This is a genomic window from Paraburkholderia sp. GAS199, assembly GCF_050436585.1.
GTDB lineage: Bacteria > Pseudomonadota > Gammaproteobacteria > Burkholderiales > Burkholderiaceae > Paraburkholderia.
Map to the genome: position 1 here is coordinate 891,225 of NZ_JBNDMM010000002.1, position 12,895 is coordinate 904,119.

At 62.7% G+C, this 12,895-nt stretch carries 12 protein-coding genes; 7 read left to right on the forward strand and 5 right to left on the reverse strand.

The window, feature by feature from the left end; all coding sequences use genetic code 11:
- Nucleotides 1-186: 186 nt before the first annotated feature.
- The 7 genes from argB to P3T18_RS10100 all read left to right on the forward strand — a co-directional run bounded on the left by argB (nucleotide 187) and on the right by P3T18_RS10100 (nucleotide 7,559).
- Nucleotides 187-1,086, forward strand: coding sequence for an acetylglutamate kinase (argB, locus tag P3T18_RS10070; protein ID WP_007179687.1), 900 nt, complete (start codon nucleotides 187-189; stop codon nucleotides 1,084-1,086).
- 265 nt (nucleotides 1,087-1,351) lie between these two features.
- Nucleotides 1,352-2,152 (forward strand): pyrimidine 5'-nucleotidase, encoded by an 801-nt coding sequence (locus P3T18_RS10075; protein ID WP_429299755.1) that lies wholly within the window; start codon nucleotides 1,352-1,354, stop codon nucleotides 2,150-2,152.
- Nucleotides 2,122-2,871, forward strand: a complete 750-nt coding sequence (gene slmA / locus P3T18_RS10080) for a nucleoid occlusion factor SlmA (protein ID WP_429299756.1) — start codon at nucleotides 2,122-2,124, stop codon at nucleotides 2,869-2,871. The genes P3T18_RS10075 and slmA overlap by 31 nt, the downstream gene beginning before the upstream one ends.
- Nucleotides 2,872-3,167: 296 nt before the next feature.
- Complete coding sequence (metX, locus tag P3T18_RS10085) at nucleotides 3,168-4,313, forward strand: homoserine O-succinyltransferase MetX (protein WP_429299757.1); 1,146 nt, start codon at nucleotides 3,168-3,170, stop codon at nucleotides 4,311-4,313.
- A complete protein-coding gene (metW, locus tag P3T18_RS10090) occupies nucleotides 4,310-4,918 on the forward strand; it encodes a methionine biosynthesis protein MetW (protein WP_168792234.1) in 609 nt (202 codons plus the stop codon). Before metX ends, metW begins: the two co-directional genes overlap by 4 nt.
- A gap of 14 nt (nucleotides 4,919-4,932) precedes the next feature.
- A complete protein-coding gene (locus P3T18_RS10095) occupies nucleotides 4,933-6,327 on the forward strand; it encodes an AmpG family muropeptide MFS transporter (protein WP_429299758.1) in 1,395 nt (464 codons plus the stop codon).
- On the forward strand, nucleotides 6,324-7,559 hold the full coding sequence (locus tag P3T18_RS10100; protein WP_429299759.1) for a M48 family metallopeptidase: 1,236 nt from the start codon (nucleotides 6,324-6,326) through the stop codon (nucleotides 7,557-7,559). Before P3T18_RS10095 ends, P3T18_RS10100 begins: the two co-directional genes overlap by 4 nt.
- Nucleotides 7,560-7,611: 52 nt before the next feature.
- Here the strand turns inward: P3T18_RS10100 and P3T18_RS10105 are convergent, their stop codons facing one another.
- The 5 genes from P3T18_RS10105 to gatC form a co-directional block, all read right to left on the reverse strand.
- Nucleotides 7,612-8,391 carry an exodeoxyribonuclease III gene (locus tag P3T18_RS10105; RefSeq protein ID WP_429299760.1) on the reverse strand — a complete coding sequence of 260 codons (780 nt, stop codon included), beginning with the start codon at nucleotides 8,389-8,391 and terminating at the stop codon, nucleotides 7,612-7,614.
- Between the two features lie 65 nt (nucleotides 8,392-8,456).
- The gene (locus tag P3T18_RS10110) at nucleotides 8,457-9,296 is read right to left on the reverse strand and encodes a PPK2 family polyphosphate kinase (protein ID WP_429299761.1); all 840 of its coding nucleotides are present in this window, start codon (nucleotides 9,294-9,296) and stop codon (nucleotides 8,457-8,459) included.
- 132 nt (nucleotides 9,297-9,428) lie between these two features.
- Nucleotides 9,429-10,904 carry an Asp-tRNA(Asn)/Glu-tRNA(Gln) amidotransferase subunit GatB gene (gene gatB / locus P3T18_RS10115; protein WP_429299762.1) on the reverse strand — a complete coding sequence of 492 codons (1,476 nt, stop codon included), beginning with the start codon at nucleotides 10,902-10,904 and terminating at the stop codon, nucleotides 9,429-9,431.
- A 5-nt stretch (nucleotides 10,905-10,909) separates the two neighbouring features.
- Nucleotides 10,910-12,397, reverse strand: coding sequence for an Asp-tRNA(Asn)/Glu-tRNA(Gln) amidotransferase subunit GatA (gene gatA / locus P3T18_RS10120; RefSeq protein WP_429299763.1), 1,488 nt, complete (start codon nucleotides 12,395-12,397; stop codon nucleotides 10,910-10,912).
- Nucleotides 12,398-12,440: 43 nt separating this feature from the next.
- Nucleotides 12,441-12,740, reverse strand: a complete 300-nt coding sequence (gatC, locus tag P3T18_RS10125) for an Asp-tRNA(Asn)/Glu-tRNA(Gln) amidotransferase subunit GatC (protein ID WP_429300086.1) — start codon at nucleotides 12,738-12,740, stop codon at nucleotides 12,441-12,443.
- Nucleotides 12,741-12,895 lie beyond the last annotated feature (155 nt).

The window sequence follows — 12,895 nt, forward strand, 5'->3', positions numbered from 1 at the left end:
GGCCTATTCCGGCTGACACGGAATAGCGGTACGCTTGCCCCTCAGCAGTCTTCGCCCACCTGCGATTGCGCATTGCGCAATCCACGTGTCGCCCGTCGCCGGGGCCGGTATGGAAAACCCTGTTGCGCCGCGCCAGTCCTGTACAATTCGCCCTGTTTTAACTGTTCCGTGCCTGAGCCTGCCGCCATGTCCGAGCTTCCCGACCTTTCGCAGATCGCGCCCACCCTGAAGGCTGAAATCCTGGCCGAGGCGCTGCCCTACATCCGTCAATATCACGGTAAGACCGTGGTCATCAAATACGGCGGCAACGCCATGACCGAAGAGCGCCTGAAGCAGGGCTTCGCGCGCGACGTGATCCTGCTGAAGCTCGTGGGCATCAATCCGGTCATCGTGCACGGCGGCGGTCCGCAAATCGACCAGGCGCTGAAGAAAATCGGCAAGCAAGGCACGTTCATTCAAGGCATGCGCGTCACCGACGAAGAGACGATGGAAGTCGTCGAATGGGTGCTCGGCGGCGAAGTGCAGCAGGACATCGTCACGCTGATCAACCACTTCGGCGGCCATGCGGTCGGTCTGACGGGTAAAGACGGCGGCCTGATCCACGCACGCAAGATGCTGATGCCGGATCGCGACAATCCCGGCCAGTACGTCGACATCGGTCAGGTCGGCGAGGTCGAGGCGATCAACCCGGCGGTCGTGAAAGCGTTGCAGGACGACGCGTTCATTCCGGTGATCTCGCCGATCGGCTTCGGCGAAGACGGTCTGTCGTACAACATCAACGCGGATCTGGTCGCGGGCAAGCTGGCGGTCGTGCTGAACGCCGAAAAGCTCGTGATGATGACCAACATTCCTGGCGTGATGGACAAGGAAGGCAATCTGCTCACCGATCTGTCGGCGCGCGAAATCGACGGTCTGTTCGCAGACGGCACGATTTCCGGCGGCATGCTGCCGAAAATCTCCTCGGCGCTCGACGCGGCGAAGAGCGGCGTGCGCTCGGTCCACATCATCGACGGCCGCATCGAACACTCGGTGCTGCTGGAAATTCTCACCGAACAACCGTTCGGCACGATGATCCGCTCGCATTGATTCGAGCCCGTCACCCGGCACACACGGTACGCCGCCACGGCGTGCCTCGTGTGCCGTGCGGCACCGGCTACGCTGCCGGCACAACCCGCGGCGTCATGGCTGCCTCGGTCCCGGCGGCATCCGGCGGAACGCGCCACGCCGCACTACGGCGTCGAATGGCCACTCCACCGCCAGCTTCAACATTCCCAGTTTGCTCCCCCACCACCAGCCGCGCGGCAAATCCGCCGCGTGATGCGACCGCTCGCGCCTGAACGGCGCTTCGATCATGCGCACTCCCACTTCCCGACGCCGTCGTCCGCACATCGCAGGTGGCAGTCCCGTCTGGCTATTCGATCTCGACAACACGCTGCACCACGCGTCCCACGCGATCTTCCCGGCCATCAACAAAGGCATGACGCAGTACATCGTCGATGCGCTCGGCGTGGACGTCGACGAAGCCAACCGTCTGCGCACCGGTTACACGCAGCGCTACGGCGCAGCGCTTCTTGGGCTGACGCGCCATCATCCGCTAGACGCGAACGACTTCCTAAAGGTCGTGCACACGTTCCCCGACCTCGGTTCGATGATCCGCCACGAACGCGGCGTGGCGCGCCTCGTCGCCGCGCTGCCAGGGCGCAAGATCGTGCTGACCAACGCGCCCGAAGCCTACGCGCGCGCCGTGCTCCGGGAATTGCGCATCGAGCGGCTGTTCGAACAGGTGATCGCCATCGAACATATGCGCGACCGGCGCTTCTGGCGCGCCAAGCCGGACCACTCGATGCTGCGCAAGGCCATGCGTGACGCGCACGTGTCGCTCAAGGACGCCATCCTCGTCGAAGACACGCGCTCGCATCTGAAAAACTACCGGCGGCTCGGCATCCGCACCGTGTGGATCACCGGGCATCTGCCGCGCAAGCCGCATGCGGACGGCATTCCGACGCGTTTGCCGGGCACTGGCCGTCCGCACTATGTCGACCAGAGCATTCGTTCGTTAAAATCGCTACGACTGGGCACCCGCTCGGTTCGATTGAAGGGACAGCAGACGGGACGACAGCCATGCCGATCGACAAGCCTGACGAAGCCTTGAGTACCCATGAAAGCGAACACGAGCACGCACAGGCAGGCGCAGGCGCAGGCGAGCCTGAGCAACGCGAACCCGCGCCGCCCGCTGCCCAACGCGCCGCGCGCCTGAAGCCGGGCGAGCGCCGCGTGCACATCCTGCAAACGCTGGCCGCGATGCTCGAAGTGCCCAAGACCGAGAAGATCACCACGGCGGCGCTCGCTGCCCGGCTCGGCGTTTCCGAAGCCGCGTTATATCGCCACTTCGCCAGCAAGGCGCAAATGTTCGAAGGTCTCATCGAGTTCATCGAACAGACCATCTTCGGACTCATCAACCAGATCGCCGACAAGGAAAGCAACGGTGTGCTGCAGGCGCGCGCCATCGCCCTGATGCTCCTCAACTTTCCCGCGAAGAATCCGGGCATGACGCGCGTGTTGACCTGCGAAGCGCTGGTCGGCGAACACGAACGGCTGACCGAGCGCGTCAATCAGATGCTCGAACGCGTCGAGGCGTCGCTGAAACAATGCTTGCGCCTCGCACAGACGGAAGCCAATGCGCCCACGTCGGCGAATACCGAAACCGCCGCCCGAACCGCCGTGCCGCTGCCTGCCGGCTACGATCCCGCCGTGCGCGCGAGTCTGTTGTTGAGCTACATCATCGGACGCTGGCACCGCTACGTGCGCAGCGGCTTCGCCCGGCCGCCCGCCGAACATGCCGACGCCCAGCTGTTGCTGATTCTTCAGTAGTCCACGTGGCAATCGTGGCGTCGCGCCGGTCGCGCTCGACGCTGCCGCAGAAAATTTTCCGCTATACTTTGCGCCTGACTGCGGTGCATCGCTTATGTGAAAACGCGGTCTCAAGCACCTGAACACAACACGCGCCGATTTGCTGACTCGATTGCGGGCGCGCGAGCCACTGGGAATGTCTCCCGGAGGTTCACTACAAATGCGGCTAAAGAGGTCGTCAGCCGCGCACATCGTCTCTCCTCCGTGCTTCGCCGACGCCATCCTAGCCGCCCTGTTTTTGTCAAATGGCGGAATGAATGGAATCGATCGGTATCGTCGCTCCCCAAAAAATGCATTTCAGCGAGCCGCTTCGCTTGCAGAACGGCAGCTCGCTCGCTGGTTACGATCTGATGATCGAAACCTACGGCACACTCAACGCCGCGCGCAGTAACGCGGTGCTGGTTTGTCACGCGCTCAATGCGTCGCACCACGTCGCGGGCGTCTACGCGGACAATCCCAAAGACATCGGCTGGTGGGACAACATGGTCGGCCCCGGCAAGCCGCTCGACACCGACAGGTTCTTCGTGATCGGCGTGAACAATCTGGGTTCGTGCTTCGGATCCACCGGACCGATGAGCATCGATCCCGCCACCGGCAAGCCGTACGGCGCGTCGTTCCCGGTGGTCACGGTCGAAGACTGGGTGAACGCCCAGGCGCGCGTCGCCGACGAGTTCGGCATCACTCGCTTCGCCGCGGTGATGGGCGGCAGCCTCGGCGGCATGCAGGCGCTCGCGTGGAGCATGATGTATCCCGAGCGCGTCGCGCATTGCATCGTGGTGGCGTCCACGCCGAAGCTGTCGGCGCAAAATATTGCGTTCAACGAAGTGGCGCGCTCGGCGATCCTCTCGGACCCCGACTTCCACGGCGGCGATTACTACGCGCACGACGTGAAGCCGAAACGCGGCTTGCGCGTGGCGCGCATGATCGGCCACATCACGTATCTGTCGGACGACGACATGGCCGAGAAATTCGGCCGTTCGCTGCGCCGTGCCGAAGGCGCACTCGACGCATACAACTTCAATTTCGATGTCGAGTTCGAAGTGGAGTCGTATCTGCGCTATCAAGGCGACAAATTCGCCGATTACTTCGACGCGAACACGTATCTGCTGATTACCCGCGCGCTCGATTATTTCGACCCGGCCAAAGCGTTCGAAGGCGATCTGACCGCCGCCGTCGCCCACACCACGGCGAAATATCTGATTGCCAGCTTCACGACCGACTGGCGGTTCGCGCCGGCCCGCTCGCGCGAACTGGTGAAGGCGCTGCTCGACCACAAGCGCACCGTCACCTACGCGGAAATCGACGCGCCGCACGGTCACGACGCCTTCCTGCTCGACGACGCGCGCTATCACAACCTGATGCGCGCCTATTACGAACGAATTGCCAACGAGGTGAACGCATGAACCAGCGCGCACTGGACTATCTGGCGCTGCGCCCGGACTTTCGCGCGATTGCGCGCTGGGTCGAGCCGCGCGCGACCGTGCTCGATCTCGGTTGCGGCGACGGCTCGTTGCTGTCGCTGCTGACCGAAGAGCTCGAAGTGCAAGGCTACGGCATCGAAATCAACGACGCGGGCGTGCTGGCTTCGACGCAGAACGGCGTCAACGTCATCCAGCAGAATCTGGAAGACGGGCTACGTCTGTTCGAAGACGGCAGTTTCGACTTCGCGATCCTCTCGCAGACCCTGCAAACCATTCATCAGACGGCCGCGATCCTGCGTGAAACCGTACGGGTGGGCAAAGAATGCATCGTGTCGTTCCCGAACTTCGGCTACTGGGCGCACCGGCTGTCGGTGTTGCAGGGCCGCATGCCGGTGTCGAAATCGCTGCCTTATCAGTGGCACAACACGCCGAACGTGCGTGTGCTGACCATCGAGGACTTCGAGGCGCTTGCGCCGGAAGTCGGCATCGAAATTCTCGACCGCGTGGTGCTGCACGACGGCCAGGTGGTGCGATGGGGCGTGAACTGGCGTGGTAGTCTTGCGGTCTATCGCGTCAAGAAAAGCTAACGCCACTTATCCACATGTCGAACCCGCCGCACGAGGCGCCTGCACTTACCGCTCACGAAGAACATCCCGGCTGGCGCGCGTTCCTGAATACGCGCATGCTGATCTGCGTCTTTCTCGGCTTTACGTCGGGATTGCCGCTGTTCACGCTCGTCTATCTGGTGCAGGCATGGCTACGCTCAGAAGGCGTGAATCTGAAGGAAATCGGCCTGTTCGCGCTGATCCAGTTCCCGTACACGTGGAAATTCGTCTGGGCGCCGCTGATGGACCGCTACGTGCCGCGTTTCCCCGGCTGGCGTCCGGGCCGACGGCGCGGCTGGATGCTGGTCACGCAGATTCTCGTCGCCGGCGCGATCGGCACGCTCGGGCTCGTCTCGCCGAAAGAGTCGATCTGGACGGTTGCGGCGCTCACGGCGCTCGTCGCGTTCTTCGGCGCGAGCCAGGACATCGTAATCGACGCCTATCGTCGTGAATTGCTGAGCGACTCGCAGCAAGGTCTCGGTAACGCGGTCCATGTGAACGCTTACAAAATCGCCGCATTGGTGCCGGGTTCGCTGGCACTGATTCTGTCCGACCATTTGCCCTGGTCCACGGTGTTCATCGTGACCGCTGCGTTCATGTTGCCCGGCATGATCATGACGCTGGTCGTGCGCGAACCCGAAGTGCACGGCACGCCGCCGAAAAATCTGCGTGACGCGATCGTGCTGCCGTTCCGCGAGTTCCTAGAGCGCGATGGCTGGCGCGGTGCGCTGTTCGTGCTCGGCTTCATCTTCCTCTACAAGCTCGGCGATACGATGGCCACGACGCTATCGACGTCGTTCTTCCTCGACATCGGTTTCTCGCGCACCCAGATCGGCGTGATCGCAAAGACCACCGCGTTCGGCGCGAGTCTCGCGGGCGGCATCGTGGGCGGCATCTGGCTGATGAAAATCGGCATCGGCCGCGGCCTGTGGATCTTCGGCATCCTGCAGATGGTGTCCACGCTAGGCTTCGCGTGGCTGGCGCATCTCGGTCCGGCGTCGCCCGGTTTGACGGCCATCTACGACATCGCCGTCGGCCTGAGCCAGGGCACGACGAAGCTGCTGGCCACTGTCGGCATCGACTGGGCCGTGCAGCTCGAACCGCGCTCGGTCGCGCTGGCGCTCGTCTACGGCTTCGAGACCTTCGCCACCGGGCTGACCATGGCGGCGTTCACCGCGTACATCGCCAGCACCACCGATCCGCGCTACACGGCCACCCAGTTCGCGCTATTTACGAGTCTCGCGTCGGTGCCGCGCACGCTGGCGTCGGCGGCGAGCGGGTATGTGGTCGCGCAGATCGGCTGGTTCGACTACTTCATCGTGTGCACCGCGTTGGCGTTGCCCGGCATGCTGCTGCTGTTGCGCATCGCGCCGTGGAGGGTCCGGTCGTGACGAGGCATCTGCCGGAGCGCGTCGCGCGCAAGCATTCAACCGCGGCCGGTTCGCTCACGACGGCCCGCGCGACCGCGTTCGCCATCTGGGCCATCGCGAGCGCGAGTCTGACGCTCGCGGCGCCGCTCGATGCCCGCGCGACCGCCATGCCGGCAGCCGCTGCCAACACGGCCACGTCGCCGACTTCGGCGCCTGCAACGTCGTCCGCCAAACCGGCCACGGCAAACCCCGACGCCGCGACGTCGGCCACCAGCGGCGCGAACGCCGGCAGCGCACCTGCGGCCGCCGTGCCGCCGTCGTCGACCTCCGCCGCGCCTGCACCGAATACCCCGCCGCCAGCGCCGGTCACGGCGAGAACGCCCGCGGCCACCTCGACGCCGTCCGCCGCTGGAGCGAGTGCGCCCGCGTCCTCGTACAGTCCCAATTCACAGCTGCGTTTCGGCGGCTATCTGGTGTTTCGCAACCTGATTCCGTCGCCGGTGCTCGAGGCTCAGGCGGCCGAAGAGTTCAATCAGATCGCGTACGGCGCCGAACACGCAAACCGTCTCTATGGCGACACGGACGCTCACGTCACGCGCGTACGCTCGATCGTCGACAAGCTGATTCCCTATTCGCTGAAGTGGAACGAGCGCGCGAAAAACTGGAAGTGGGACGTGGCGGTGGTGCGTTCGACCGATATCCGCATGTACTGTCTGCCGGGCGGCAAGATCGTCGTGTACGGCGGCTTGCTCGACCGCGCGCATCTGAACGACAACGAACTCGGCGTGTTGATCGGCCACGAAATCGCGCACGCTCTGCGCGAACACGCGCGCGAGCGTCTCGGCGAACTTCAGTCGAGCCAGCTCGACTCGTCCGGCACGATTCCGCAGCTATTCGGACTCGCCGATCTCGGCATGGCGCCGCTCGGCATCGGCTCGCGCCTGCTGGAAATGAAGTACGAGAACACGGACGAAACCGAAGCCGACGTGATTGGCAGCGACGTCGCTTCGCGTGCCGGATTCGATCCGCGCGCGGCGGTGACGCTGTGGGACAAGCTGGCGGCACTCACGCGCAGCGATCGTGACCGGGGCTTCATCTACGTGCATCCGTACACGCCCGCGCGCCGCCAGGACATCATCAAGCGCCTGCCGGATATGTTGCCGCTCTACGCCAAGGCAATCGGCAAGACCGTAGATGCATTGCCGGACTACGCGGGCATTGGTCGCCCGCGTCGCCAGTCGATTCGCGAGTGATAACTTCAGCTAACCTGCGCTTGCAGGCTCGCTAAGCCTCACCCGACGCGCTTTACTTCTTCACCTTGTGATCGTAGTCGACCGTCAGCGGCGCATGGTCGCTGAACTTGATGTCGCGGAAAACGTCGGTGCGTTTCGCCTTCGCCGCAATACCTGCCGTCGCGATCTGATAATCGATCCGCCACCCAACGTTCTTCGCATACGCCTGACCGCGATTGCTCCACCACGTGTATTGCTCGGGACGCTGATCCAGCGTGCGGAACACGTCGACGTAACCGACTTCGTCGAACAGCTTGGTCAGCCACGCACGCTCTTCCGGCAAGCAGCCCGAATTCTTCTGGTTGCTCTTCCAGTTCTTGATGTCGATTTCCTTGTGGACGATGTTCACGTCGCCGCACACGATCACTTCGCGCTCTTTGGCAAGCTCGGCCAGGTGCGGCATGAACTCGTCCATGAAGCGGTACTTGGCCTGTTGACGCTCTTCGCCGCTCGAACCCGACGGCACGTATACCGAAATCACCGAGAGTTTGCCGAAACGCAACTCGACGTATCGCCCTTCCGCGTCGAATTCCTCGCTGCCGAAACCGATGATGACTTCATCCGGTTCGTGGCGCGTATAAACGCCCGCACCGCTATAGCCTTTTTTCACCGCATGCTGGAAATAGCCGGTGAAATTGTGCGGCGCCATGAATTCCGGCGTCATGTCGTCTTGCGAGCATTTGATTTCCTGCACGCACAATACGTCGGCCTTCTGCTCGCCGAACCAGTCGAAAAAACCCTTCTTCGCCGCTGAACGGATGCCGTTCAGGTTGGCGGTAATCACACGCAACATGTCGTTCCTTTTATGTCGATTCGTTTGCCGGAGCAAAGGGCAACCGGCGAGATTTTATTGACCGCTCACTCGACCTTGACGCCCTTCAGCGATTCCTTGGCCGGCGGATATTCGAGCTTTAACGCCTCGAACGTGCGCAGCAGCAATTCGGCCACCATCACATTGCGATGCGTTTTCGAATCGGCCGGAATCACGTACCACGGCGCGTATTCGGTGGACGTGACGGCCAGCGCGTCCTGATACGCCGCCTGATACTTGTCCCATTGCTTGCGCGCGTCGAGATCGGCGACGTCGAATTTCCAGTGCTTGGTCGGGTCGTCGATGCGCGCCTGCAGGCGCTTGCGCTGCTCGTCCTTCGAGATGTGCAACATGCATTTGACGATGGCGGTGCCGCTGTCGGCCAGCAGCTTCTCGAACTCACGAATGTGCGTGCAACGTAGTTCGAACTCCGACGCATTCAGTTCGCCGAGCACGGTCGGCACCAGCAGGTCTTCATAGTGGCTGCGGTTGAAAATGGTCAGCTCGCCGGCAGCCGGTGTCTGCGAATGAACCCGCCAGAGAAAGTCGTGCGCGAGTTCGACGGGCGTGGGCGCCTTGAATGGCACGATGCGCAAGCCGAGCGGATCGACTTCGTGAAACACCGCGCGGATCGTGCCGTCCTTGCCGCTCGTATCCATACCTTGCAGCACGAGCAACACGCGACGTTTGCGCTGCGCATGCAGACATTCCTGCAGCGTATCGAGCTTCGCACCGATCTCCGACAAGCGCTCGCGATCGGTGTCTTTCGCGCCAGTCGAAAAAGGCTTCGCGGACGGGTCGAACTGCTCGAGCGCGAATTTATCGTTTTTCTTCCCCTCGACGAAATACGGCACACGGAAATCGTCGAGTTCGGGTTGCTTCGCCATTCATACCCTCCGTGATCTGCGTTTGAACGGACCCACAAATAAAACGGGCCGTTGCCCTACTTTCGTTTCCGGCAACAGCCCGCGATGGTCGAAGCATGCGCCTCGACCGTACTGCTTCGTTTCAGCTTCGAATCACGACAGCTTTTTCTTCAACAGATCGTTCACCTGCGCCGGATTGGCCTTGCCCTTGGTTGCCTTCATGGCCTGACCGATCAGCGCATTGAACGCCTTTTCCTTGCCGGCGCGGAATTCCTCGACCGACTTCTGGTTCGCGGCGAGCACCTCGTCGATGATCGCTTCCAGCGCGCCGGTGTCCGAGATCTGCTTCAAGCCCTTCGCCTCGATGATGCGATCGGCGGCGGCTTCGTCGGTGGCCTTCTCTTCCCAGATAGCGAGGAAAATTTCCTTGGCGATCTTGTTCGAGATCGTGCCGTCGGCGATGCGTTGCAGCAGCAAAGCGAGTTGCGCGGACGACACCGGACTATCGGCGAAATCCAGGTTTTCGCGGTTCAGTTGCGACGACACTTCGCCCATCAGCCAGTTCGCCGCGACCTTCGCCTGCGCCGGACCGACCTTCACTACCACGGCTTCGTAATACGCCGCCATGGCTTTGCTCGACGTCAGCACGTTGGCGTCGTACGGCGTCAGACCGTATTGCGACACGAAGCGCTGCTGAATGGCTTCAGGCAGTTCGGGCATCTCGCTCTTGACACGCTCGACCCACGCCGCGTCGATCACCAGCGGCATCAGATCGGGATCTGGGAAATAGCGGTAGTCGTGCGCGTCTTCCTTGCTGCGCATGGAACGCGTTTCGCGCTTGTCCGGATCGTACAGACGCGTTTCCTGCACCACGGTGCCGCCGTCTTCGATCAGCTCGATCTGACGGCGCACTTCGTACTGGATCGCTTCTTCGAGGAAGCGGAACGAGTTCAGGTTCTTGATCTCGGCACGCGTGCCGAATTCCGCCTGACCCACCGGACGCACCGACACGTTCGCGTCGCAACGGAACGAACCTTCCTGCATGTTGCCGTCGCAGATGCCGAGCCAGGTGACGAGCGTGTGCAGCGTCTTGGCATAAGCCACCGCTTCGGCCGCGCTGCGCATTTCCGGCTCGGTGACGATTTCGAGCAGCGGCGTGCCGGCGCGATTCAGGTCGATGCCCGTCATGCCCGCGAAGTCTTCGTGCAGCGACTTGCCCGCGTCTTCCTCGAGGTGAGCGCGCGTGAGGTTGACGACCTTCTCGTACGCTTCCTTGCCGGCTTTTTCGTTAGCCGGCACCTGAATCTTCACCTGACCGCCTTGTACGACGGGAATCTCGTACTGGCTGATCTGATAGCCCTTCGGCAGATCGGGATAAAAGTAGTTCTTGCGTGCGAAGATGCTGCGCGGCGCCACCGTTGCGCCGATCGCCAGACCGAACTCGATGGCGCGCTCGACCGCGCCGCGGTTCATCACCGGCAGCGTGCCCGGCAATGCGAGATCGACGGGACACGCCTGCGTGTTCGGCGCAGCGCCGAACTGCGTGGCAGCACCCGAGAAGATCTTCGATTTCGTCGACAGTTGCGCGTGGGTCTCCAGACCGATCACGACTTCCCATTGCTTGGTCATGGTGCTCACACTCCTGCCGGTGCTTTGCGGTGCCAGTCGGTCGCACGCTGGAAGGCGTCGGCCACTTGCAGCATCCGGGCTTCATTGAAATAGTTGCCGATGATCTGCAGACCCACCGGACGCCGCGCATTCGCGCCCGCGCCGAAGCCGCAAGGCACGCTCATGCCAGGCAGACCGGCGAGGCTCACCGACAGCGTGTAGATGTCGGCCAGATACATCTGCATCGGATCGTCGCCCTTTGCGCCGAGATCCCATGCCACCGACGGCGCGACCGGTCCCATGATCACGTCGCACTGCTTGAACGCTTCCTGGAAATCTTGCGCGATGATGCGGCGAATTTTCTGCGCTTGCAGGTAGTACGCGTCGTAGTAGCCGTGCGACAGCACGTAGGCGCCCACCAGAATGCGACGCTTTACTTCCGGGCCGAAGCCTTCTGCGCGCGACTTCTTGTACATGTCGAGCAGATCGCGATATTCCGCGGCGCGATGACCGAAGCGCACGCCGTCGAAACGCGACAGGTTGGACGAAGCCTCCGCCGGCGCGATCACGTAATACACGGGGATCGACAGTTCGGTTTTCGGCAGCGAGACGTCGACGAGCGTGGCGCCGAGCGCTTCGTATTGCTTCAGCGCGGCGTCGATCGAGGCGCGCACGTCTGCCGCGAGGCCTTCGCCGAAATACTCTTTGGGCAAACCGATGCGCAGGCCGGCCAGCGGCTTGTCGGCGCCGTCTTCCTTCCACGGCTTGCCGATGTAGCGCGTGAAGTCTTCGTCTTCGCGCGTGAGGCTGGTGGAATCGCGCTCGTCGAACCCGGCCATGGCGTTGAGCAGCGTGGCGCAATCAGCGGCGTTCTGTGCCATCGGACCGCCCTGATCCAGCGACGACGCGAACGCGATCATGCCGTAACGCGAAACGCGGCCGTACGTCGGCTTGATGCCCGTAATGCCGGAGAACGAGGCCGGCTGACGGATCGAGCCGCCGGTGTCGGTGCCGGTGGCGGCAGGTGCGAGACGCGCGGCAACGGCCGCGGCCGAGCCGCCCGACGAACCGCCCGGCACGGCCTTGACGTCCCACGGATTCTGCACGGGGCCGAAGTACGAGTTTTCGTTCGACGAGCCCATCGCGAACTCGTCCATGTTGGTCTTGCCCACGCAGACCATGCCGGCGTTCTGCAGACGCGCGACCACGGTGGCGTCGAACGGGCTCGCGTAGTTCGACAACATCTTCGAGCCGGCGGTGGAGCGCCAGCCCTTCGTCACGAACACGTCTTTGTGCGCGATCGGCAGGCCGACCAGCGGACCGGCGTGGCCGGTGTGCAGCAGCGCGTCGGCGGCTTTGGCCTGCTCGAGCGTCAGGTCGGCGTCGACCTGGATGAAGGCGTTCAGGCTGTTCGCCGCTTCGATCCGCTTCAGATACAGCTGCGCCAGTTCGACGGCGGAACACTCTTTGGCTGCCAGCGCGGCGCGCAGTTCGGTCAAGCTTTTTTCATGCATTGCGTTTTATCCTGGGCTTGATTCGCGAGTCTTGCTCGATCAATTACTCGATCACCTTCGGCACGAGGTACAGGCCGTCCTGAACGGCCGGCGCCGGGCGCTGGAAGGCTTCGCGTTCGACGGTTTCGGTCACTGCATCGTTACGCAGACGCAATGCGACGTCTTCGATCTGCTCGATCGGATGGGCAAGCGGGGCGATGCCGGTGGTATCGACCGCCTGCATCTGCTCGACGAGGCCGAAGAAATCATTGAGCTGGACAAGCGTGTGCTCGGCTTCGGCTTCGGCCAGTTCGAGCCGCGCTAGATGCGCGATACGCTTAACATCGGTCAGGGTCAGGGCCATGCGGTCACCGGAAAATGGGGTGGAGTGCCGCAGCATGAAAAAAACGATGCTGCGACAGCGGGTTACGACGCTGGAGGGACACCTCGAAAAAGGGGCCAGCGGTGGCAAAAAGTGCCACCCGTTTCCTTCAAAACATCCAAAATTATAAGGTATCA

Bases quoted from the DNA above. Each gene is read 5' to 3' on its own strand.
- P3T18_RS10110 (WP_429299761.1), bottom strand. From the start codon at position 9,296: ATGGCGAAGCAACCCGAACTCGACGATTTCCGTGTGCCGTATTTCGTC.
- P3T18_RS10105 (WP_429299760.1), bottom strand. From the start codon at position 8,391: ATGTTGCGTGTGATTACCGCCAACCTGAACGGCATCCGTTCAGCGGCG.
- gatB (WP_429299762.1), bottom strand. From the start codon at position 10,904: ATGACCAAGCAATGGGAAGTCGTGATCGGTCTGGAGACCCACGCGCAA.
- gatC (WP_429300086.1), bottom strand. From the start codon at position 12,740: ATGGCCCTGACCCTGACCGATGTTAAGCGTATCGCGCATCTAGCGCGG.
- metW (WP_168792234.1), top strand. From the start codon at position 4,310: ATGAACCAGCGCGCACTGGACTATCTGGCGCTGCGCCCGGACTTTCGC.
- slmA (WP_429299756.1), top strand. From the start codon at position 2,122: ATGCCGATCGACAAGCCTGACGAAGCCTTGAGTACCCATGAAAGCGAA.
- P3T18_RS10075 (WP_429299755.1), top strand. From the start codon at position 1,352: ATGCGCACTCCCACTTCCCGACGCCGTCGTCCGCACATCGCAGGTGGC.
- argB (WP_007179687.1), top strand. From the start codon at position 187: ATGTCCGAGCTTCCCGACCTTTCGCAGATCGCGCCCACCCTGAAGGCT.
- gatA (WP_429299763.1), bottom strand. From the start codon at position 12,397: ATGCATGAAAAAAGCTTGACCGAACTGCGCGCCGCGCTGGCAGCCAAA.
- P3T18_RS10095 (WP_429299758.1), top strand. From the start codon at position 4,933: ATGTCGAACCCGCCGCACGAGGCGCCTGCACTTACCGCTCACGAAGAA.
- metX (WP_429299757.1), top strand. From the start codon at position 3,168: ATGGAATCGATCGGTATCGTCGCTCCCCAAAAAATGCATTTCAGCGAG.